18 protein-coding genes are annotated in these 20824 nt (G+C 55.6%); 12 read left to right on the top strand and 6 right to left on the bottom strand.

Going from position 1 to position 20824, the window contains the following annotated elements; all coding sequences use genetic code 11:
* Positions 1–30: 30 nt before the first annotated feature.
* Genes ACQ4W6_RS03365 through ACQ4W6_RS03345 form a run of 5 tightly spaced genes read left to right on the top strand, consistent with a single transcriptional unit; the run spans position 31 to position 5630 of the window.
* Positions 31–1209 carry a CpaE/TadZ family protein gene (locus tag ACQ4W6_RS03365; protein WP_436565774.1) on the top strand — a complete coding sequence of 393 codons (1179 nt, stop codon included), beginning with the start codon at positions 31–33 and terminating at the stop codon, positions 1207–1209.
* A gap of 60 nt (positions 1210–1269) precedes the next feature.
* Positions 1270–2616 (top strand): TadA family conjugal transfer-associated ATPase, encoded by a 1347-nt coding sequence (locus ACQ4W6_RS03360; protein WP_436565773.1) that lies wholly within the window; start codon positions 1270–1272, stop codon positions 2614–2616.
* A gap of 21 nt (positions 2617–2637) precedes the next feature.
* Positions 2638–3615, top strand: coding sequence for a type II secretion system F family protein (locus ACQ4W6_RS03355; protein ID WP_436565772.1), 978 nt, complete (start codon positions 2638–2640; stop codon positions 3613–3615).
* Positions 3616–3630: 15 nt separating this feature from the next.
* Positions 3631–4569, top strand: coding sequence for a type II secretion system F family protein (locus tag ACQ4W6_RS03350; RefSeq protein WP_436565771.1), 939 nt, complete (start codon positions 3631–3633; stop codon positions 4567–4569).
* An 11-nt stretch (positions 4570–4580) separates the two neighbouring features.
* Entirely contained in the window at positions 4581–5630 is a 1050-nt protein-coding gene (locus tag ACQ4W6_RS03345) for a LytR C-terminal domain-containing protein (protein WP_436565770.1), read from the top strand.
* A gap of 20 nt (positions 5631–5650) precedes the next feature.
* Here ACQ4W6_RS03345 and ACQ4W6_RS03340 read toward each other — a convergent pair whose 3' ends face one another.
* Positions 5651–6643, bottom strand: a complete 993-nt coding sequence (locus ACQ4W6_RS03340) for an EDSAP-1 family PEP-CTERM protein (RefSeq protein WP_436565769.1) — start codon at positions 6641–6643, stop codon at positions 5651–5653.
* 210 nt (positions 6644–6853) lie between these two features.
* Positions 6854–7228: a hypothetical protein gene (locus ACQ4W6_RS03335; RefSeq protein ID WP_436565768.1), complete on the bottom strand. Its 375-nt coding sequence runs from the start codon at positions 7226–7228 to the stop codon at positions 6854–6856.
* A 148-nt stretch (positions 7229–7376) separates the two neighbouring features.
* On the opposite strand from ACQ4W6_RS03335, the gene ACQ4W6_RS03330 reads away from it, so the two are divergent.
* On the top strand, positions 7377–7688 hold the full coding sequence (locus ACQ4W6_RS03330; RefSeq protein ID WP_436565767.1) for a hypothetical protein: 312 nt from the start codon (positions 7377–7379) through the stop codon (positions 7686–7688).
* A gap of 51 nt (positions 7689–7739) precedes the next feature.
* On the opposite strand, the gene ACQ4W6_RS03325 is transcribed toward ACQ4W6_RS03330, so the two are convergent.
* Entirely contained in the window at positions 7740–7946 is a 207-nt protein-coding gene (locus ACQ4W6_RS03325; protein ID WP_436565766.1) for a dodecin, read from the bottom strand.
* 466 nt (positions 7947–8412) lie between these two features.
* Here ACQ4W6_RS03325 and ACQ4W6_RS03320 point away from each other — a divergent pair, with 466 nt between their 5' ends.
* Entirely contained in the window at positions 8413–9750 is a 1338-nt protein-coding gene (locus ACQ4W6_RS03320) for a tyrosine-type recombinase/integrase (RefSeq protein WP_436565765.1), read from the top strand.
* Between the two features lie 613 nt (positions 9751–10363).
* On the opposite strand, the gene ACQ4W6_RS03315 is transcribed toward ACQ4W6_RS03320, so the two are convergent.
* On the bottom strand, positions 10364–12877 hold the full coding sequence (locus tag ACQ4W6_RS03315; RefSeq protein WP_436565764.1) for a hypothetical protein: 2514 nt from the start codon (positions 12875–12877) through the stop codon (positions 10364–10366).
* A 3-nt stretch (positions 12878–12880) separates the two neighbouring features.
* Positions 12881–15655 carry a hypothetical protein gene (locus ACQ4W6_RS03310; protein WP_436565763.1) on the bottom strand — a complete coding sequence of 925 codons (2775 nt, stop codon included), beginning with the start codon at positions 15653–15655 and terminating at the stop codon, positions 12881–12883.
* A 473-nt stretch (positions 15656–16128) separates the two neighbouring features.
* On the opposite strand from ACQ4W6_RS03310, the gene ACQ4W6_RS03305 reads away from it, so the two are divergent.
* The 5 genes from ACQ4W6_RS03305 to ACQ4W6_RS03285 all read left to right on the top strand — a co-directional run bounded on the left by ACQ4W6_RS03305 (position 16129) and on the right by ACQ4W6_RS03285 (position 20286).
* Positions 16129–17094 carry an ABC-three component system protein gene (locus tag ACQ4W6_RS03305; protein ID WP_436565762.1) on the top strand — a complete coding sequence of 322 codons (966 nt, stop codon included), beginning with the start codon at positions 16129–16131 and terminating at the stop codon, positions 17092–17094.
* Positions 17081–17308 carry an ABC-three component system middle component 6 gene (locus ACQ4W6_RS03300; protein WP_436565761.1) on the top strand — a complete coding sequence of 76 codons (228 nt, stop codon included), beginning with the start codon at positions 17081–17083 and terminating at the stop codon, positions 17306–17308. Before ACQ4W6_RS03305 ends, ACQ4W6_RS03300 begins: the two co-directional genes overlap by 14 nt.
* Positions 17299–19029, top strand: coding sequence for a DUF2326 domain-containing protein (locus tag ACQ4W6_RS03295; protein ID WP_436565760.1), 1731 nt, complete (start codon positions 17299–17301; stop codon positions 19027–19029). The genes ACQ4W6_RS03300 and ACQ4W6_RS03295 overlap by 10 nt, the downstream gene beginning before the upstream one ends.
* A gap of 188 nt (positions 19030–19217) precedes the next feature.
* Positions 19218–19991 carry a hypothetical protein gene (locus ACQ4W6_RS03290; protein WP_436565759.1) on the top strand — a complete coding sequence of 258 codons (774 nt, stop codon included), beginning with the start codon at positions 19218–19220 and terminating at the stop codon, positions 19989–19991.
* A gap of 43 nt (positions 19992–20034) precedes the next feature.
* Positions 20035–20286 (top strand): hypothetical protein, encoded by a 252-nt coding sequence (locus tag ACQ4W6_RS03285; RefSeq protein WP_436565758.1) that lies wholly within the window; start codon positions 20035–20037, stop codon positions 20284–20286.
* Between the two features lie 36 nt (positions 20287–20322).
* Here ACQ4W6_RS03285 and ACQ4W6_RS03280 read toward each other — a convergent pair.
* Positions 20323–20824 (bottom strand): integrase core domain-containing protein (locus ACQ4W6_RS03280; RefSeq protein ID WP_436565757.1); only part of this gene is annotated, 502 nt, incomplete at its 5' end.

Below are 20824 nucleotides of genomic sequence, written 5' to 3'. Positions count from 1 at the left end.
GGACGTGTTGACCTGAAGGAAGGAAGTGCGATGAAAGCCTTGATGATTAGCCGCGACGCCAGCTTGCACGATGAAATCGCCGCGCAGGGGGCGGCGCGCATGCCCGTGCTGCGCCTGCTGGAACGGCGCAGCGGCCTGCGCGACGCCACCCTGCACATGCTGCCCGAGGCGCCCGAGCTGGTGATCGTCGACGCCAGCGGCATCGATGCCGACGAGGCCGATTTGCTGGAGCGGCTGGCGCGCCAGTATCCGCTGGCCGTGCTGATGCTGCTCACGCGCGGCCAGCAGCAAGATGTGCTGATCCGCGCCATGCGCGCCGGCATGCGCGAGGTGCTGCAACTGCCTTTGGCGCACAAGGCCTTTCATGAGGCGATGGACCGGGTCGATATCCAGGCCGGCGTGACGCAGATGCGCGATGGCAAGGTGCTCGCCTTTATCTCGTGCAAGGGCGGCAGCGGCGCCACCTTTTTGTCGACGAATTTTTCGTACGCGCTGGCCAGCCTGGCCGGCTGCAAGGTGCTGCTGATCGACCTGCACGGCCAGTTCGGCGATGCCACCTTGTATGTCTCGGAGCAGAAGCCGAGCATGACCCTGTCCGATATCTGCGCCCAGATCGCGCGCATGGATGGCGCCTTCCTCGCCTCGTGCCTGGTGCATGTGACGCCCAATTTTGGCGTGCTGGCGGCGGCCGACGATCCATCGCACAAGGTCGACATGCAGCCCGAGCACATGGACCGCATCCTGGCCGTGGCGCGCCAGCATTACGACTACATTGTGCTCGACGTGGGGCGCCAGATCGATGCCCTGTCGCTGCGCGCGCTCGACAGTGCCGACGCCATCTATCCGGTGCTGCAGCTGGCCCTGCCCGATATCCGCGATGGACGCCGCCTGCTCGATATCTTCCGCTCGCTCGGCTATCCGGGCGAGCGGCTGCGGCTGATCGTCAACCGTTACGCAACGCGAGGGCAGGGCGGGCGCTTGCGCCTGGCCGACCTGGAGCAGGCGCTGGGCGCCGAGGTGGTGCACACGGTGCCAAATGATTACCTGGCAGTCACCGATTCCATCAACCAGGGCATTCCGCTATTGCAGCTGTCGCGCACCAGCGCCGTGGCACGCAGCCTGGGCGAACTGGTGGCGCTGGTGACGGCGCGCCGCGTGACGGAAAGCCGCGGCCTGTTCGACCGCCTGTTCAGCCGTAGCGAAGCGTAACGCGCAGCGCAGCAGGTGCATATGTCAAGGCTCCCGCCGGGGGCCATCATGGGAGCCGAGATGACTTTACGCGAACGCCTGGCGGCGAATGAAACGCTACGCCCTGCCAGCAATGGACAAGGCGCGCTGGCGCTGCACGCCTATCAGGAGCTGAAAAAGACCATGCACCAGACGATACTCGACCGTATCGACCTGGAACGGCTGAAACGCCTGACGGCCGAGCAGTTCAAGCACGAGCTGGCGCTGCTGGTGCAACGCGTCATCGAGGAGGAGCGCATCGTCCTGAACCAGCACGAGCGGCATAGCCTGGTGCTCGACATCCAGCACGAAATGCTGGGCTTTGGCCCGCTCGAACCGTTGCTGGCCGATGCCAGCGTCTCCGATATTCTGGTCAACACCTGCAACAAGGTATATGTCGAGCGGGGCGGACGCCTGCAACTGACGGACGTGACCTTCCACGACAATGCGCACCTGATGAAGATCATCGAGAAAATCGTCTCGCGCGTGGGCCGGCGCGTCGATGAATCGAGCCCGATGGTCGATGCGCGCCTGCCGGATGGCTCGCGCGTCAACGCCATCATCCCGCCGCTGGCCGTCGACGGGCCGATCCTGTCGATCCGCCGCTTTGCCGTGCAGCCTTTGACGATTACCAACCTGCTCGATTACAAGAGCCTGACGCCGCCCATGGTGCAGGTGCTGCAGGCGCTGGGGCAGGCGAAGGTTAACATCCTGATTTCGGGCGGCACCGGCAGCGGCAAGACGACCCTGCTCAACGTGCTGTCCGGCTTCATTCCCGGCAGCGAGCGCATCGTCACTATCGAAGATGCGGCTGAACTGGCGCTGCGCCAGCCGCATGTGGTGCGCCTGGAAACGCGCCCGCCGAATATCGAGGGCAAGGGCGAGGTGAGCCAGCGCGCGCTGGTGCGCAACGCGCTGCGCATGCGCCCCGATCGCATCATCCTGGGCGAGGTGCGCGGCGCCGAAGCGCTCGACATGCTGCAGGCGATGAACACGGGCCATGAGGGCTCTTTGGCGACGATCCACTCGAACACGGCGCGTGACGCTCTGGCGCGGCTGGAGAACATGGTCGGCATGGCGAGCGTGAACCTGACGCCGCGCGCCACGCGCCAGCAGATCTGTTCGGCCGTGACGGTGGTGATGCAGGTGTCGCGCCTGACCGACGGCGCGCGCAAGCTGGTCAGCCTGCAGGAGGTAACGGGCATGGAGGGCGACATCATCGCCATGCATGAAATCTTCCGCTACGAGCAGACGGGCGTCGATGCCGATGGCAAGGTGCTGGGGCATTTTTGCGCCACAGGCGTGCGCCCCCGCTTCACGGAACGCCTGCGCATGTTTGGCGCGCCCGTGCCAGACAGCGTGTTTGATCCGGACCGCATCTACGACTAGAGAATAGAAAAGGGAGGCATCATGGACTTTGTCTTCTACGGCTTTGCCGTGCTGCTGTTCGCCGCCTGCATCCTGATGGTGGAAGGCGCCTGGCTGTGGTGGTCGGGCACGCATGGCAGCGCGGCGCGGCGCATCAACCGGCGCTTGCGCCTGATGGCGGCGCGCGGCGAGGCGGGCAGCGAGCGGGTGTCGATCCTCAAGCAGCGCCGCTATGCGCGCGCGCCTGGCCTGGAGCGATGGCTGCGGCACTTGCCGCAGGCCGCGCGGCTCGACCGGTTGCTGCTGCAATCGGGCCTGTCGTGGTCGGTAGCGCAGTTTCTGGGTGGCGCCGGTGGCCTGCTGCTGGCGGCGCTGCTGTGGCTGGCCATCTGGCCGCTGCCCGTGCCGGGCGCCCTGCTGCTGCTGGGCGTGGCAGGCGGCGGGCCGGCCATGTTCGTGCTGCGCGCGCGCGCGGCGCGGCTGCAAAAGATCGAGGCGCAGTTGCCGGAGGCGGCCGATTTCCTGGCCCGCGCGCTGCGCGCCGGCCACTCGTTTTCCAACGTGCTGCAAATGGCGGGCGATGAATTGAGCGAGCCGATCAGCGGTGAATTCAAGATGGCGCATGAGGAAATCAATTATGGCGTGCCGATGAACGAGGCGCTGCAAAACCTGGCCGCGCGCATCCCGCTGACGGACTTGCGCTACCTGGTCATTGCCGTGCTGGTGCAGCGCGAGTCGGGCGGCAACCTGGCCGAGGTGCTGGTCAGCATCGCGCGCATCATCCGCGCCCGCTTGAAACTGCTGGGACAGGTACGCGTGCTGTCGGCCGAGGGGCGCATGTCGGCCTGGGTGCTGGGACTGATGCCGGTGGTGATGATCGGCGTCATGGCGCTGGTCAATCCGCAATACATTCGATTGCTGTGGACCGACCCCAGCGGCATCCGCCTGCTGTGGTACGCGGCAGGCATGGTGGCACTGGGCGTCGTCTGGATGCGCCAGGTCATCCGTATCAGGATATAAATATAGGGAGTGGCAATGACTGCACAGCAACTGCTGTTTCTCGTGATCGTCTTCGCCGTGGTGGTGGCGCTGGCCCTGCTGGCCTGGCTGATCTTCTTTCCCGGCACCTTGCGCCAGCGCCTGTTCCCCTTCATTGCGCCGGCCGCCAGCGATGCGGTGGTGGACAACGGCTGGGTCGAGCGGGTGGCGCGCGCGGCGCAGCCATTGAGCAAACTGTCGCTGCCGGAAGAAGGCTGGGAGCGCTCGCCGCTGCGCACGCGTTTCATGAACGCGGGCTGGCGGCAAGCCAGCGCGCCGGCCCTGTATTTTGCGGCGAAAACCGTGCTGGCGCTGCTGTTTCCCACCGTGCTGGGCCTGTACGCGGCCAGCGCCATGGCGGCGCAGCTGCGCAGCGTGCTGCTGTTGCTGCTGTGCGTCAGCGCCACCGTCGGCTATTACCTGCCAAACCTGGTGCTGGCCAGCACGGCGAAGCGGCGCCAGCGCGACATCTTTGAAAACATCCCCGATGCGCTCGATCTGCTGACGGTATGCGTGGAAGCGGGCCTGAGCCTGGAGCGCGCGCTGGTGAAGGTGTCGGGCGAAATCCATATCAAGAGCATGGTGCTGGCGCAGGAACTGCAATTGGTGCTGATAGAAATGCGCGCCGGCTTCAGCAAGGAAAAGGCGCTGCGCAACCTGGCCCTGCGCAGCGGCGTGGAAGATGTCGATACCCTGGTCGCGATGCTGATTCAATCGGAACGTTTCGGCACCAGCATGGGCGATTCGCTGCGCGTGCATTCGGAAAACCTGCGCAGCAAGCGCAGTCTGCTGGCCGAGGAAGCGGCGGCAAAAATAGCCTTGAAGTTGCTGTTTCCATTGATTTTTTGCGTCTTTCCCACGCTCATGCTGGTGCTCATGGGGCCGGCTGTGATCGAAGTCTATCGCGTGCTCGTGCCAGCCATGGCCAGCCGTTGAAAGGAGTTGCAATGCGTTTGACGATTTCCCGTCTGGCCGCCGCCTGCGCCTGTCTGGGCCTGGGCGCGTGCGCCAGCCATACGGCGCGCGCGCCGCTGCCGCCGCTGCCTGGCGCCGATGTCGCCTATGCGGCAGGCAGGCGGTATTTTGATGCAGGCGAGCTGCCAGCGGCGCAGGCCGCCTACGCACAGGCCTTGCGCGGTGCGCCGCAGCATGTCGCTGCGCGCAATGGCCTGGCCGTGCTGCACGCGCAGCGGGGCGAGCATGACGCCGCGATTGCGCAGTGGCAGGCGCTGACGCAGGGTGCCGGCACGCCGCGCCCGCAGCAGGCGTATCTGTTCAGTAATCTCGGCCATGCCTATTACTTAAGCGGCCGCGATGCACTCGCCTTGCCCGCGCTGGAACAGGCATGCCTGCTCGACCCGCTCAATGCGCTGGCCTGGCAGCATCTGGCGCTAGTGCTGGAGCGGCTGGGACAACACGAGCGCGCCGCCGTCATGCGGCGCCAGGCGATCAGTTTGCAGGAACACGACCTGCGGCGCGCTATGGCGCTGCGCGGCAAGGAAGAGCCGGCGGTGCCAGCAGTCGCTGCGGCGGTGCAGCAAGAACCTGCCATGGCGCGCATCGAGATTACGCACACTGACGGCGTGGCCCGTTTGCAACGCGTGCCGGCGGCGTCCGGCATGCCCGTTGCCGCGCTTGCCCGGCCGGCAACGGCAACGGCGCCGGCGGCAAGCGTGCCGCGTCCGCGCCTGGAAATCGTGAATGGCAATGGCGTGTCCGGCATGGCCGCCACGCTGGCGCGAAGCCTGGCCGGCGGACCGGTGCAAGTGGTGCGCCTGGCCAATGAAGCGACCTTTCGAGTGGCGCACACGCGCATCGAATACCGGCCCGCGCAGGAGCAGGCGGCGCGCCGGCTGGCACGCCAGCTGGGCACGCAGGTGCAGATGATGGCCGCCGATTGCCCCACCAGCGAGCTGCGCCTGATACTCGGCCATGACCTGGGCAAGCGTGCCAAGTTGCAGCGTTATTATTTGCAGCAGCTGGCGCGGCAGGGCTGAAACATCAGCGCAGCCGCTGGCTATTTCGGCTGGCGGCGGCGCGTGAAGGCCAGGGCGGCCAAGCCCGTTCCCAGCAGGAACAGGGTGCCCGGCTCCGGCACCGCCAGGGGTTCGATGACGACGATATCGGTGCGCGTGGACTTGGAAAAGTTCAAGGTGTAGCTGCCGGCGGGCAGGGCGAAATTCGAGGTCAGGGAAAATTGCGCCGGGCCATTCGTAAAGGCGCGCGAGGTGGCCGGGTCGTTGGTGCCGGCTGTCATGTTCAGGCTGAAAGGATCCCGGCTGCCGAGCGTATGGTTGCCGTTGATGTCGCTGCCATTGCTGGCGTCGCCATCGGGGGCGAATTGGAAGAGGACGCCATCGGCAGTCGCCCGGGACAGGCAGCTGGCGGGGCTGGCGGTGTTGCATGAGATATTGAAGATATCCATGATCGACACGTTCGACTTGTCGCCCAACTCCGTGACGCTGGTGCGCAGGTCGCGCCGTCCCATGAAACTGAAGGTGATGAAGCCGGCGCTCGACAAGGTCAGGTTGACCGAGCCGGTGAGCGTGTCGCCGGCCATGGCCGAGGCGGCGCCAACCGTGTTGCGCTGGGCTTCCGAGACGGCCAGCACGGTCGAGCCAGTCGCCGTGAGCATGTTGCCAAAAGCACGCGCATCGCCGCGGGAAAATTCCAGCGTGGAACTGGTGCTGGGCGCGTAATTATTTTGCGGCAAGCTAGCGCAACCGCTGCCCGAGCACACTTGCAGCACATCGGCGTTAGCGGTCGGGCCCGTGTTGACGGCGCGTGGATTGACGGCCACGCCGCCTTCGAAAAAGGCGCTGTCGCTGGCATTGCGGTTGGCGCCCGCCAGCGACAGCGCACCGGCACTGGTGGTGATGCGGAAATTGCTCAATTCATTGACGGCCAGGCCGTACGCGCCGGCCTGCGCCTGGCTGCTGAGCAGCAGGCTTGCGGCGGCGAACAGGCCCAGCCAGCCCAGGGTCTTGCCTCGTGTGTGATCGACGTTCATCGCAGCCTCTTGTCGTGGTCAGTTCGGAAAACATTCCCGAGGAACAATCCAGAACGGCTTGCCTGGATTCATCTCATAGACAGTGATAAGCAGCTTGCGTGCCACACAAAAAAAGCATATCGAATCAATTACTTGCGCAAAGCAGACCGAACTGGTGCAGGCAAAGTGTAAAAAAGGCCGACGCCGCTTGCCAGGCGCCGCTGGCCAGCATCAGGTGCCGCGGTGATAGCCCAGGTGGCCACCCGCATTGCGCGCGCAGCCGCAGCCGATGCGCGCCACTTCATCGCCTTGCGTCAGTTTCCAGTTGGTAATCGTGGTGTGCTCCCAGTCGATGTCACTTTTCTTGACAGGCTTGACGGTCAGCGTACGCTGCGCGGCATCCGTGTACTCCATCAATTCTTCATCGTCGGCGATATCGAAATGACGGTGGATCAGGGCGATGCCGAAACGTTCGAGTGCGCCGTAGCGCAGCAGCACGTCGCGTAGCTCGCGAAAGCAGGCCACGTCCTCGGGCAGCAAGGGATTCACGGCGGAAATATCGGCAACGGGCTGCCATTGCATGGCTTGTATGTTCAGACTGGGCATGATCTTCTCCTGTCCCCTTGTGCTGGCCCAGGCTGCCAGAGGGGCGCTGGCGCGCCTGGCGAAACCCTTATCTTGGCCGCACTGCATGAGGGTAGCTTGCGCTAGATCAAAGGTGCGGCATATCGCAGTGCGCCCGGTAAAATGCACCATGGCAAACAAAACCCCCACCTTCCCCGGCGCGCGCACGGGCCGCGGCCAGGTCCTGGCCGTGCTGCTGTCGAACCGCGACCAGTCCGGCGCCGAACCGCTGCAGGGCCGCGTCTCGCTGGCCGCCATCGTCAAGGCGTTAAAACGCAAATACCACTGGCCCATCGAGACGCACAGCTTCCCCGCCAACACGCAAGACGGCCGCGCCAGCTGGGCGACCGTGTACAGCTTGCCGGAAAAGGTGATTGCCGCCGCGCTGGACGCGGGTGGGACGCAGTGGCTGGAGAGCCGGAGAATGGAAAAACCGCGCTAGCAGGAAGCGCCGTTCATCGCCATAGCTATCGGCAGCGACCACGCCGCATGGCTATTCGAGCCGGAAGCCGACCTTGAGCGTGACCTGGTAGTGCGCAACCTTGCCGTCGACGATATGTCCGCGCGATTCGATGACTTCATACCAGTCCATGTGCTTGACCGTGAGCGAGGCCTTGGCAATGGCATCGCGTATCGCCTGATCGCTACCCTCGGTCGAGGTTCCGACCAGTTCGAAAAGCTTGTAAGTATGTGCGGACATGATGTTTCCCCAGGTAGGCAAGCCAGACATCGAAAGGTTGTTCTTCGCCAGCAAGTGCCAATATTGCACCTAAAAGGGCCGGCAGTCATTGCGCAGTGCAGCACTGCTTGCGCGAAGCTGGCCGCCTGGCGACGTGTTTCAATGGTCCGGGAGTGTCCTGCGGGAGGGGGAAAGAAAAAAGGGTTACGTGCCGAAGCATGTAACCCTTTGATTTTCCTGCTAAATTCTGGTGCCGACTGCCGGTTTCGAACTGGCCACCTGATGATTACAAATCATCGCAAGTCGGTATTCAGGACTGTTGAAGAGCGTTGAGATTTCATAGTATATTCTTATAAATCAAATACTTACGTAATTTTCATTTTTATTTCATGCAGATGAGTGTTGATCGTTATGCTACCATTTGGGTTACATGGCGGTTACATGGCGGTTACATGGCGCTTACACAGAACGTCTTTTTGAGGTAATTGTGAAAAAAATAAAGTTCGCGGCGGGTAGGGTAGAAGAGTTTGCCTGTGAGGGTGGAAAAAGTCAGTCATTCCTTTGGGATACCGCTTCACCAGGCCTCGGTTTGCGGGTGACTTCGAAGGGCGCAAAGTCCTATATTTTTCAGGGTAAGCTGGACGGCGCCACCATCCGGCTGACGATCGGCGATCCTCGTACATGGGACATTGCCAAGGCCCAGGCCGAAGCACGGCGCCTCAAGGTACTGCTCGATAACGGGCAGGATCCAAGAAAGGTACGGGAAGATGCACTCGCTGCAGAGCGCGACGCGCGCGCAATGCAGGAAGCTGCCGTTGTGGCGGAACAGGAAAAGCAGCTGCGGGAGTCCGTCACCCTGGGCCGCGTCTGGCCTGAGTACATTGCCGACCGCATTGCCACGCGAGAAGCCGGCTGGTCAGAACATCATATTGCCGCGCATCGAAAGATCATTCAGGATGGTGGCCAGCCTCGGAAACGCAGTCCGGCACTGACGAAAGCCGGTCCGCTCTGGTCCTTATCCTCGCTCCGACTCATCGACCTGACAAATGAGCGCGTGGAAGCCTGGGCGCGAGAGGAAGCAAAGATCCGTCCGTCCAGCGCGCGCCTGGCATGGCGACTGCTCAAGGCTTTCATGAACTGGTGCGCTTCGCACAAGACGTATTCAAGCATGGTCACTAGCAATCCGACAAAGAGCGCGCGGGTGCGCGAGAGCTTGGGTAAAGAGAAGCGGCGCCATGACGTTCTCCAGCGCGAGATGCTGCAGTCATGGTTCAGCGCAGTGCGCAAGATCGGAAACCCGGTCATTGCCGCCTACCTGCAAGTTCTGCTGCTCACCGGCGCCAGGCGCGAGGAGCTCGCGGCACTGAAGTGGGCGGACGTGAATTTCCAGTGGGGTAGTATCAAACTGTCCGACAAGGTCGAGGATTTTCGGATGGTCCCGTTGACTCCCTTTGTTGCTCAGCTCCTGGCCAACCTGCCGCGCAGGAATGCTTTTGTCTTCTCCAGTCCCGCTTCCGCATCTGGACATATCGCCGAGCCACGAATCGCGCATAACGAGGCCGTCGCCGTGGCGAATTTGCCGCAACTCACGCTGCACGGCTTGCGACGATCATTTGCCACATTAAGCGAGTGGATCGAGATGCCGAATGGTATCGCCGCGCAGATTCAAGGGCACGCGCCGCAAGGAGTGCGCGAGCAAAATTACATTCGCCGGCCGCTTGACCTGCTTCGTGTTTGGCACGCGAAGATTGAAACCTGGATTCTTGAGCAGGCGGGTGTTGAGCTTGTATCTTTGCCGGCAATATTGCGCGTTGTGGGACCTTAGCCGAAAGACGGCTTCAGCGCGCGCTCATCGAACAGCATTTTGGGCAAGCTCTTGCTCTCCATCGCGTCACGCAGTGCTGGACAGTTCCGACAGGCCGCGGGTGGTCGCCACCCTAGTCTGGACATAACCGGAACTGCGCACCGCCTGGATCCACAACTGGGCCGACGGCCGGTACTGCGCAGCATCTTGCAGCTCACTTTACTTGAGCACGATCTCGACGGCACGGGTGAACAATTCCATCGGGATTTCCAGTGCGCCGGCCAGCCCCGCCTTGTTGTGTATCGCGGCGAAGGCTTACTAGGGCACTTGGGCATCGTCGACCAGGCGATATGCGGCGCCCACAGCCTGCTGGAGATAGAAGCGCCTAAAAGACCAGTCAGTCCCGCGCGGGAAATTGGTCTAGCCATGCCGTAACCGTGTACGTTAACAACAGTTTAGGAGTGGACTTCCGAGACTTATCCCAAGGTCCGCAACGGGGTGGTACGGCCTTTCAGAACGCGAACTCATCTAACAGTTTGTGGCAGATCAAATCGGAACTTCTACACGTTATAGTAGGGATCCTTTACAGCTTGCGGGGTTGCGGTTGTTAGCCGTACCGTATATGAAAACTACGTCAGGCGTGCCGCTCGAATTGTGTAATGCCGACGTTTCTGATCTCGTCAATCCAGGTCCGGGCAATGTCGACATTGGCTTTGTGGAAACGGATTGCGGCATCCTCGAGTATCCGATGCTCGTTTTCAATCGTCGTCGGAAAAATTCCTGGATCATCGCTACCGATACATACCTTCATTGAGCCTTCTCGTAAGCCAAATCTGTTCTGTAGGGTGACGGAAGCGGGCGGTACCCAACGGTAAAGCGGATGCTCGTGAAACGCTTCAAGCCGGCCGATATATAGATTTGAAGAGGGGCATGCCTCGATATGTATGTCGCAGTCGGCTTTGGCATATTTCGTCATCAGGTAGTCCTGCACCGCTTCGATGGCATCCAGTTGCATTGAGCCGACGATTTCTTCGACTTTTCCGTTTCTCATTTCGCCGACACGGCCGAAGCCAGGATCATGTGGCATTAGCCGGAGTACAGCGGTGAAACTTTCAGGCCGTCGACGTGTTGTATCTGTGCGATTTGGCCGATAAAGGTCTTTGTAGGCAAGCCAGATATCTTTCTGCACGCGAGTGGTGCTCAGCTCGATCGTCTCTGTCGTGTCTAGGTCCTCGAGTCGCTCGTATTTTCGCAGCGTCCAAGCAGCGAAAAGGTCGGCGGCGCAGTGCGCACCGCCATATAGATGGTCACTATAAATTCCAATGGAACTTTCTAAGTTGGCGATGCACGGGGTAAAGTCGCGCACCAAGATAACCGAAGGATGGGTTTTGATAATCAATAGGTGGTGGTGCAGCCAAACCAAGTTGTCGAGATGTTCGTCAAGTGGTACGAATGCCACCCGCTGGCGTTGAGCGAAAGAGTAGGGGGCGATTCCGAGTGCGAGCGCGTGGCCTAAACGGTCTCCCTTTTCCATAGCACAGAACCTTACGGTCTCGTCGATACGCCGCAAGCCGGTAAGCAGGTGTGAGAAATCTTCGCCGGCATGAATGCTCAAATATAACGCGGGGACGTTGGAAGAGGGCGTAGCGCTTTTACGACAGTCATTCCGAATTTTTCGAAGCATTGGGGCAAACAATTCGATAGGTCCTGTATTTTCGTTTCCCGCTACATCCAACCCTCTTAGAAGGCGACCAGCATGCCGGATCGGGCTGCTTCCGGTCAGTTCAACTGCGCGGCTTCGCGCTTGCCGAAACAGCGAAGTGAAGGCGTCGCCTTGAGTTTTAAATTTTTTCGATGTCGGATCCTCGCCTCGGCTGAAATGATAGACAAATTGAAAGCGGTCTATGTCTCCGGTTTTCTCGAGGTCTTCGACCAATTTGTTGAGTTTCTTTTCATCCACAAATTGTGGCCCAGCTTTTAGTGAGATGAACCGATTGGGGCGGATCAACGCTGGATGAATAGGCTTAACCGTTCCGGAGCCGCGCACCTTTCGGATGTAGGAAGAGTTGAATGTAATAAACTCGGTTAGCCCTATTCCTCGCATTACTGCATAGCTCCGCAGACAATGGATCGCATGGATGATTGCCAATCGTAGTGCGGCACGTAAAGGTCCGGTAGGGCATGCTGGATTCGACGTTTGCTCGTCGAGTATGAGTGCGGTCAAGAACATGAGCCAGGTGCTCCCAGCGTCGTTCGCAATGTGTTCGCCCTTCATTTCGATTGCTCGGCGAATGATGCACTGCACGGGCTCGGTTGGACTCGTATCCTTAATATAGGTAAGAAAACCCTTGCAGCGTATAAACAGGGTTTCCCAAGGAACGCTTCTTTTTTGTTCTGTTTGGGTATTGTGTGCCATAAACAATGAATTCATCATTTCTAGCTGTTCAGGATCGTCGTTCCTACTCCCGAAGACTTGACGTAACCACTGATTGACCAAAAATGGCAAGATCGCACATAGCTGGGGAATACCAATTCTGTGCGCACGCATTTGAGTGAATTCCTGAATGAGCGGCCAGTTGGCGTCCTCTCTGATAGCTTGTGGTTTGTCGCTGAGCAGCGCAAGGTAAGAGAGACCGATATTGGCTGCGCTTACCCCGGCCATGTGGACATGGCTGTCAGCATAGGGCGTGTGTGCATCGAAGGGCAGCGCGTGCGGACATTGTGACTTCGACCACGTTTCCACATCCCCCCACTGTTTTTTGCCTGTATGGAGGTCGTTTGCCATTAAGGTTGCGGCCAACAATGATGGATCAATCAGTGACATCAAGCCGGCATAGTCCGCCAACTTTTCATTTGGAACTTCGAACCGATCGGCTTTGCCCACAAGCCATTCTTGAGCCAACACGCGCAAGAAATCGAGCTTGTACAGCCCACCCTCGTTGGACACCCAATGCAAGGCAAGCGCATACTCGATGTCCTCTCGCCGCTGGTCATAGTGTGTGTAATCGCATATCGCCGCCGTGCGCACAAGGAGGGCTTTGTCTGTAGCGTATGAATCGTTCTTGATCGATTCGATGCAATGCACCAGCCATCGATCGGAACGCAGCAGGCTTACTGCTGCCAGCAGATCTAGGGGAACGCTCAGCACGGGTCAGTCCCGTACCGGTGTCTGCGCCAGCACTTGCTCCAGCTTGTGCGCATCCGGAACCGCGTATTTTTGCGCCTTATGCAGCAGGAGAGTTAGTTCATTGAAATAGACGGGTGCCACGTCCAGCGTGAGGGATTCCCATTTTGGAATTGCCATCAGGGTCTTGAGCAGCCGTGTAATTCCAGGGCGTCGTGTTCTAGTAGATAAGCCCGCGCTGTCGAGCAAGGTTGCCACGACATTTTTCAATGGGGCGGTAACGGACGGACTGGCCCCGTCACGCTCGGGCTTCAAATCCGACGAATTCCTTTTCTGGGGGCCGATCAAGAAAAGGCCGCGGCGATCGGGATCCACGAGATTGAAAACAGGATGCGTCTGCAGCGCCATGATGAGCGCTGCACGCTCGTCTGTTTGCTTTTGTTTTCCCAGCCCGCGCACATTGATTTGCCATGAGCGATCGGAGTCCCATTTTGCAGGATCGAGATCGATATGTGGTCCTGTCGCTACGTTCTGCTGGACGACCATCAAGTGATTAGGCTTCAAAAAGCTGGCGACCGCGTTTATGACGATCATCTGAAACCGTCGTGCGGCATGGCTTAAGGTATTTTGGGAGCCGGTTTCGTTCAAAAGGGCCGGACCTGCTTTCAGCGCGTTAATCTGGTTAAATGTCTTATTGAACACGAAGTAGAGAAGGTGCAGGAGACCACGTTGTCTTACTTGCTTCAGTACCTTTGCATTCTCAACCTGCCACTTTTTTACTTCAGTATTTAACCAGTTCTGCGCGCGATATAGCTCATCCCAATTTCCGCTCTTATCAGCTTGGTTATTGGCGGACTCCTCTTTCTCCTCGGTCGTGTGGCTAGCGGCAACCTCATTGCTGTCGTCGTCCTCCACTGGTTTTGTAGGAAAGATGGCATAGGTCGAATGAAATGGCGCGGATGTCAGGATTTTGCGTATGTGCGTGGCTCCCCCACGGTGGGCACCTGAAGCCGTTGAATAATCTTGCAAAAGACTGTCTAATAGCAACTCAAACGCCTTACCAAAAAAGACTTGGCGAGTTGCAGTGCCGGAACGCCCGTAAAACTCATGCGTCGTGTACAGATTAAGCAGCATGACCGCCCTTAAAAATTCATCCCTACTGGTTTCCGTATCTTCCTCGAGCATTGCGTACGTCTGCTTGACTGTCGTCTGGGATACAAACTGTAGGTACACGAAGTATTCCAGTGCGGGGTAGGGCACCTGCGTGCGTAATTTTTTCTCTAGCAAGCTTTTTTGGCTCTCGATATACGCTGAGCTGCGGCGCCTTTCCAGCATTCGTAACTGTTTCAGGCATTCGCCACTGAAATCGTAATGGTCGGCATCCTCAGGGATCGAAAACTGACGTTCGACGTTAAAAATTGGCAACTCGCGTAATGGCCGATCCAGCGGTTGTGGCGCATTTACGCCCCAACCCGATGAGGCGGCTAGCAACGTTTCACTTTCCGCGATTCGCCACCCCACCCAGTTTCGATGCGCTTCGCAATACTTCATCCAGCCTTCAAGCAATGTAGCCCGATAGGCGCCATGCTGGGCCTCCACAAACTGCTGTGCGGACCTGGCAATATCTCGATGACGTTTGGAAAGAGGCTTATCTCCTTCGTTGTAGGCTAGTCCGCTCCAAGCCTCCTGTTCACGTTCTAGATAGCGCACCGGTAACTTCACGAGCTGGATAAGTGTGCGTGCAGTGTTCGGAAGGAGAGAGGGTTTGCTGCCTTCTTCGCCATTGGTGAGGGGATAAACGAGCTCAGCCATCCAGGCCAGGTAAATGCTCAAAGGAATACCCTCCCCCTTTTTTGGGTCGCCCTGTATGACTTGGATGTAAGGTTGCAGAAGAGAAAGGGATGTAAAGCGCGTACGCAGGTGTGTCGGGAATAGCTTTTCGAGATAGTTTTCCGCCAGTTTCTCTCGATAGGTATCGTCGATGGCGTGCTTACTATGCTCCGCGAAATACTGTTCAGCCAACTGGCGATAAAGATTAATGTCACCTGAGACGAGGGGAATTGAAAACGGGCATGCCAACCAGCGGCGTAAAGTTTCCAATAGACCGTGCGCTCTGCCGAGAGACATGTCAATATCGTCGATATGGAACACAAACGCAGTTACGCCCAACTCCAGGCTCGCTAGGTACAGAAAGTAATGAAACCGCCATTCCCAGCTTTGCGCAATTTGGTAAGACAGGATGCGGTCGATACCGATGCCCATCGAGCTGCTGTCCGTGGGCGCGAGGGACTCGCCAAGGCTTTCGAGTGCGCGCAAATAGTCGTCGCTTGGCCGATCCAATTTATTGCGTACTGCCTGATGGACTTGTGCTACCAGATAACTGTCGAATCCTTCGTTATCTCGAATGAGGGTTGGATCGATCAGGGGGAGAAAACACAATCCTGATGTATTTGCGGTTGTCGTCCTCGCATCAGCGTCATCAGCAAACTCTTGGACAGACTCGACTTCTGACTGCCGCCACATCATTTCTAGGTTGATCATGAACGCTGTCTTTCCGGCACCGCGCGGTCCGTTGACGAAGATCGCATTGTACGAACGTTCCAACTCGTTTTGTCTTTTCTCTGGACTTGGCCTGTTCGACCACTCTTTCGCGTAGCGCCGCGCATTCTTCATGGCCTCATTCAATGCGCTCCTGACGAATCTAAACGCACCGTGCTGCCAGTTCTCATTGACCGGAAGACGCGTCGCGCTCCCGGTGCGGTCCAGATTCAAAAAAAGAGTTTGTTGTGCCACGTTCATCATCCATCCGCCATTGGCCAAGTTTTTTATCGCCACCGCTGCTCAGCAGTAGTTGTTGCCGTATTGTAATCAACAATGACAGTGGAGTGTAAGGAATAAGGGTTCTGTCGCGTTGTTGATCAGAGGGTAAAATTTTCCTGGAATGGTAGCAGAGTTGGAGGCCAAGAATTTGACACTCCAAGAAGAACTTGAGAAAGTCAGGGCACAACAGTTCGATGAGCCAGGTACGTTTCTGCTTCTCCCTCGCGACACCCACGCTCTGATTGACACAGGATCGCAGCGGAAAAAATAGACCTGGTCCAGCAAAATGGTGCAATCGTCTTCTGAAAATGACAGGTCTCGGATGGTTCATCGATATGATATCCAAATGAGTCGTAACTACGTCCCATTGAGCATAAAATATTGTCATTACTTAATCTCATTGAGGTAAGATGGCATACAAACTCAAATAAATTTCCAATTCGACCTCGCCTCATATGAACCGTACGATTTACTTTAATCTCTGTGCGCAGAAGCTTGCCGCGTTATCCTCTAAGATTGAGATATTGGGGAAGCTGAACATACTCCACGATCACAATCACTCCGAAGATTTTTACCTACATTTCCTCAATAAGTTGTATGGCTACAAGCTTGAAAATATGAATGCAATCCAAAACAATACTGAGGGAATCGATCTTTGTGATAAGGAAAATAAAATAGTCTTACAAGTTTCGTCAACTGCAACAAAGGTTAAGGTGGAGAGTGCGTTAAATAAGAATTTGTCATCGTATACCGGCTATTCTTTTAAGTTTATGTCTATTTCTAAGGATGCGGCAGCTCTACGGGCGCTCACCTATACGAATCCACACAATCTTACCTTCAGTCCACCTACAGATATTCACGATATTACATCGCTGCTGACCACGATCCGTAGTCTGGAAATTAATGCACAGCATTCCATTTACTCTTTTCTACAGGATGAACTTGATCCTGGGAGTCGGCAGATTTTTGTTGAAACAAATTTGGCTGCAGTTATTAATACTCTCTCACGGGAAGATATGCTCGACGGCTACGCGGCAGCTGTTCCTATTGCGTTTGATGTAGATAAAAAATTAATCTTGAATAACCTTAATTCGGCTGCTTTGATTGTAGAGGAGTACAAAATTCATCATCATCGCGTTACCCGACTGTATGAGGAATTCAATAGGGCCGGGAAAAATAAAAGCAACTCCGTTCTGAATGCGCTTATGATGATCTATGCAAAAAACACTTCAAATTATTCTGGCGATGAGTTATTTTTTAAAGTGGTCGATATTGCTATTGAGAAAATACAGTCAAGTGCTAATTACGCTCAAATTCCACTGGATGAGTTGGAACAATACGTAAGTGTACTTGCAGTTGATGCCTTCATTCGATGTAAGATTTTTAAGAATCCATCTGAGGTAATCCATGCTGTTACCTGAAAATATTCATCCATTGGCTAGCTTGTATTACATAGGATCTCACATTATTCAAGCGTTACGTGGAATCCACCGACCCGACATGCTTGAATTATTTGCAGAAACCCGCCTTTATTACAATGTTTCGATGCCGATTTTTGTTCTTTCGCTTGACTGGCTGTTTCTTGCAGATCTAGTAAAGCTTGATGATGATGGAAAGATAGTTCCATGTTTTTAAAAATGCTACAGATAGAAAATCTAAATGGAATCATTCGAAAAATCCCTTTCCATAAAGGACTGAACCTCATTGTCGACGAAACCATTGGCAGTGACCCTGAGGCAACGGGTAATAATGTTGGAAAGACTACGGTTCTGCGGTTGATCGATTTTTGTATGGGTGGAAAACCGCAACAGATTTATACCGATCCGGAAAATAATAAAAAAGAGTATACGGTTGTAAAGGAATTTCTTCAGAAAACCGAAGTATTGGTGACCCTAATACTCACAGAAGACCTCGATGATCAATTTGCAAAACAAGTGGTCATTGAAAGAAATTTTGCCACTCGCAAAGGTATTGTCCGAAAAATTGACGGGAAGTCACTAACGGAAGCAGAATTTCTCATATCGCTTACGAACCTTATATTTAGAGAGCATGGCGAAAAAAAGCCGTCCTTGGCGCAGCTTTTGGCACATAATATTCGTTATAAGGATATCAGCCTTTCAAATACTCTGAAGAATGTTAACCAATGGACAAAAGATGAGGAATATGAGGCTCTCTATCTTTTTATGTTGGGTTGCGACTTCTCTCAAGGCGATGAGAGGCAAAAGATCCTGACGGCGATACGTGTAGAAAATATATTCAAAAGCCGCCTTGAAACGTCGCGCACGCGCTCAGCCTACGAAGCATCCTTGGGCGTACTAATGGGGCAGATAGACGCTTTGAATGCTCGGAGAAGTACGTTCCAGGTGAATCCTGATTTCCAAGATGATTTAACGGAGTTAGATCGTGTCACCTATCTTATAAGCGTCGAAACTGCGGAGATAGGTCGCGCTACGCTACGAAAAAATCTTATTGATGAGGCTGTTCAAGACTTGTCAACGAGTCGTGTCGAGATCGATATAGAGCAGTTGACTAACCTTTATCGCGAAGTAACAACCCGGCTTGGTGGAGTGCAAAAATCATTCGATGAATTAGTTGATTTCCACAATCGAATGATTGATGAAAAAACAAGGTATATCGCAAAAGAGATTCCACAGCTGGAAATTGATATCGCTATGCGTCGACGAAAACTAACGGATCTCCTGCAACTTGAGAAACAATATTCCGATAAAATAGCAAAGAATGGCACGCTCGCTCAGCTCGAATTATTAATCGGCGAACTAAGCGAAAAGGAAAGGCAGCGAGGCGAATACGAAACAGTTATTCTGCAGATACGGGGAGTAGAAATAGAAATTACTAGGCAAACCGCTTTATTAACGAAAATCGACACTGATCTTTTTTCTGATGATACGCGTGCGGCGGTTCAAGTGCAGGTAGATAAGTTCAACAAAGTATTTTCTCGTGTATCTAACGAACTGTACAATGAGAGTTACTTTTTGAGCTTTGATGTTACAAAGAAAAATGGCCAGAACATCTATAAGTTCAATACTTTTAACTTAAACCTTAGTTCAGGAAAAAAACAAGGTGAAATTTCTTGTTTCGATATCGCGTATACATTGTTTGCTGATGAAGAGAATATTCCATGCGTCCATTTTCTTCTAAACGACAAGAAGGAGTTGATGCACGATAATCAACTTACCCAGATAGCGCGTTTAGTCGAGCGAGAAAATGATCATGTCCAGTTTGTAGCATCGATACTACGTGACAAACTGCCTGCGGAATTGAACAACGAGGAATTCTTTATCGTTAAACTATCTCAGCAGGACATGCTTTTTCGTATTAAGGACGGAGCAAATTAATCTATAACGGCCTTGATGGCGTACCCTGGGAAGGAGACTTAGGAACATTTTCCGTACTGGATTCGAGTCTGTAAACCCTACTGTTACGGAGAGTCATTTGGAACCATTCTCATTTTATTTTGGCGTGCAGCGGTGTGATCGGACTCGAAGCGATATACTTTTTCATAGAAAACAAATAAGGACTCGACATGATTGGAAGACGCACGAAATATTCCCTTTCCCAGTTACTTGCACTGCAAGAGCATTCGGTAATCTACGTGCTGTTATCGAAGTACGGTGCCAGGCTTGGAGGGAACAACCTCGTTCAAATAGCCAACTGCGTTGAGTCGTTAGATCCTCATGTCCTGCTTCAGATCCTTGGTGAAGTAGCAAGCACCACGAGCGACTTGCGTGCACCCGTTAGCCCAAAGGTTCGCTTCGATGAACGCATGTACGATCTCACCCAATGTCTGGCGCTCGACGGCTATGCCATCACCGAAAAAAAACTGACTCAGATGGATCCATCCATTGCAGACGTTTCCCCTATAGACGACGATCTCATTGAGGCGCTGAAGAACAGCGGCGCCCCGCGCAGAATGGAAATCATCCAAAAAATTGCCGACTCTGCCCAAGCTTTCAGGAGCAATCCTCCGGACTATAACGGCTCGCTAACCAATGCTCGCGTGGCCCTCGAAACGCTTGCAAGTGATATCGCGCAAAACGTCCAACCGGCGCCGGGCCGACCTCCCGTCAACCAAACAAAATGGGGAGACGTGTTGATGCATCTGCGCTTTGCTGGCGAACTGACAATCGAAGAGGAAAAGGGCTTGGCCGGAGTTTTTTCCTTTCTAAGCCCAGGGGCACACCGCCCCGTAGGAATTCCAGAGGTACAGATGACTAGACTCGGCCGTTCGTTCGCACTGAATATGTGCTGGTTTCTATTGCAGAATCATGTAGCTGGAATGTCGGCCCATAGACCATAATTTCCACCTTCAGCCAATGAGCCCTAATTAAACAAGGACGAAAGTGCGTGATCTAACCGAGCTTGACCAGGAATTTCTTGATGAACTATCCAAGAGAGCAGTTGAGGATTTCCACGTTCAGTTACTTCTTGAGATAATTGCAGAGTTAAATGCCGCACTTCATGAAAAGCGCGAAATTCGAGTGACCTATCACCCGATGCTCGCCCTTACGATGGCAGCACACGGGGCCTCTCAGGTCGATGCAATACGATTCGTATCAGGAGTGAACTCCTTGCGACAGGGCGAGGTAGAATAAAGTGGACCCATCAGTCAAGACACTTTGCCGGTTAGTTTAAGCTGTGCCCATTTCTACTGCATCAGCTGCTCGGCGCTGTCCCGTACTGCTCTTTTTCTGCTGCTTTTCACTGTCGCCGCCGAACCTGTCGACGATCAGCGCGCCGCCTCCGATACCGGCTCTGTAGACCTGGTCGGGCGTTTGGTAGCCCAGCGACTGGTGCGGCCGTTCGGCGTTGTAGAACGCGAAATATTGCGCCAGGCCCACCATCAGTTCCGCCATGTTGGCGTAACCCTTCAGATACACGTCCTCGTACTTCACGTTGCGCCACAACCGCTCGACGAAGATGTTGTCCAGCGCTCGCCCACGTCCGTCCATGCTGATGCTGACGCCTTCGCGCTTGAGCACATTTGTAAAGGCCGTGCTGGTGAACTGCGAACCCTGATCGCTGTTGAACACCTCCGGCCGTCCATGGTGACGCAAGGCATCCTCCAGGCAATCTACGCAAAACGACGCATCCATGCTGTTGCTAATGCGCCAGGACAGCACCTTGCGACTG

The organism is Janthinobacterium woesei, assembly GCF_051380875.1.
In the GTDB taxonomy this organism is placed as follows: domain Bacteria; phylum Pseudomonadota; class Gammaproteobacteria; order Burkholderiales; family Burkholderiaceae_D; genus Janthinobacterium.
The sequence above is the reverse complement of the archived record's forward strand: the minus strand, read 5'-3'. Positions and strand labels throughout refer to the sequence as shown.

Excerpts from the sequence above, each read along its gene's own strand:
- ACQ4W6_RS03365 (WP_436565774.1), top strand. The coding sequence starts at position 31 with ATGAAAGCCTTGATGATTAGCCGCGACGCCAGCTTGCACGATGAAATC.
- ACQ4W6_RS03360 (WP_436565773.1), top strand. The coding sequence starts at position 1,270 with ATGACTTTACGCGAACGCCTGGCGGCGAATGAAACGCTACGCCCTGCC.
- ACQ4W6_RS03355 (WP_436565772.1), top strand. The coding sequence starts at position 2,638 with ATGGACTTTGTCTTCTACGGCTTTGCCGTGCTGCTGTTCGCCGCCTGC.
- ACQ4W6_RS03350 (WP_436565771.1), top strand. The coding sequence starts at position 3,631 with ATGACTGCACAGCAACTGCTGTTTCTCGTGATCGTCTTCGCCGTGGTG.
- ACQ4W6_RS03345 (WP_436565770.1), top strand. The coding sequence starts at position 4,581 with ATGCGTTTGACGATTTCCCGTCTGGCCGCCGCCTGCGCCTGTCTGGGC.
- ACQ4W6_RS03340 (WP_436565769.1), bottom strand. The coding sequence starts at position 6,643 with ATGAACGTCGATCACACACGAGGCAAGACCCTGGGCTGGCTGGGCCTG.
- ACQ4W6_RS03335 (WP_436565768.1), bottom strand. The coding sequence starts at position 7,228 with ATGCCCAGTCTGAACATACAAGCCATGCAATGGCAGCCCGTTGCCGAT.
- ACQ4W6_RS03330 (WP_436565767.1), top strand. The coding sequence starts at position 7,377 with ATGGCAAACAAAACCCCCACCTTCCCCGGCGCGCGCACGGGCCGCGGC.
- ACQ4W6_RS03325 (WP_436565766.1), bottom strand. The coding sequence starts at position 7,946 with ATGTCCGCACATACTTACAAGCTTTTCGAACTGGTCGGAACCTCGACC.
- ACQ4W6_RS03310 (WP_436565763.1), bottom strand. The coding sequence starts at position 15,655 with ATGATGAACGTGGCACAACAAACTCTTTTTTTGAATCTGGACCGCACC.
- ACQ4W6_RS03305 (WP_436565762.1), top strand. The coding sequence starts at position 16,129 with ATGAACCGTACGATTTACTTTAATCTCTGTGCGCAGAAGCTTGCCGCG.
- ACQ4W6_RS03300 (WP_436565761.1), top strand. The coding sequence starts at position 17,081 with ATGCTGTTACCTGAAAATATTCATCCATTGGCTAGCTTGTATTACATA.
- ACQ4W6_RS03295 (WP_436565760.1), top strand. The coding sequence starts at position 17,299 with ATGTTTTTAAAAATGCTACAGATAGAAAATCTAAATGGAATCATTCGA.
- ACQ4W6_RS03290 (WP_436565759.1), top strand. The coding sequence starts at position 19,218 with ATGATTGGAAGACGCACGAAATATTCCCTTTCCCAGTTACTTGCACTG.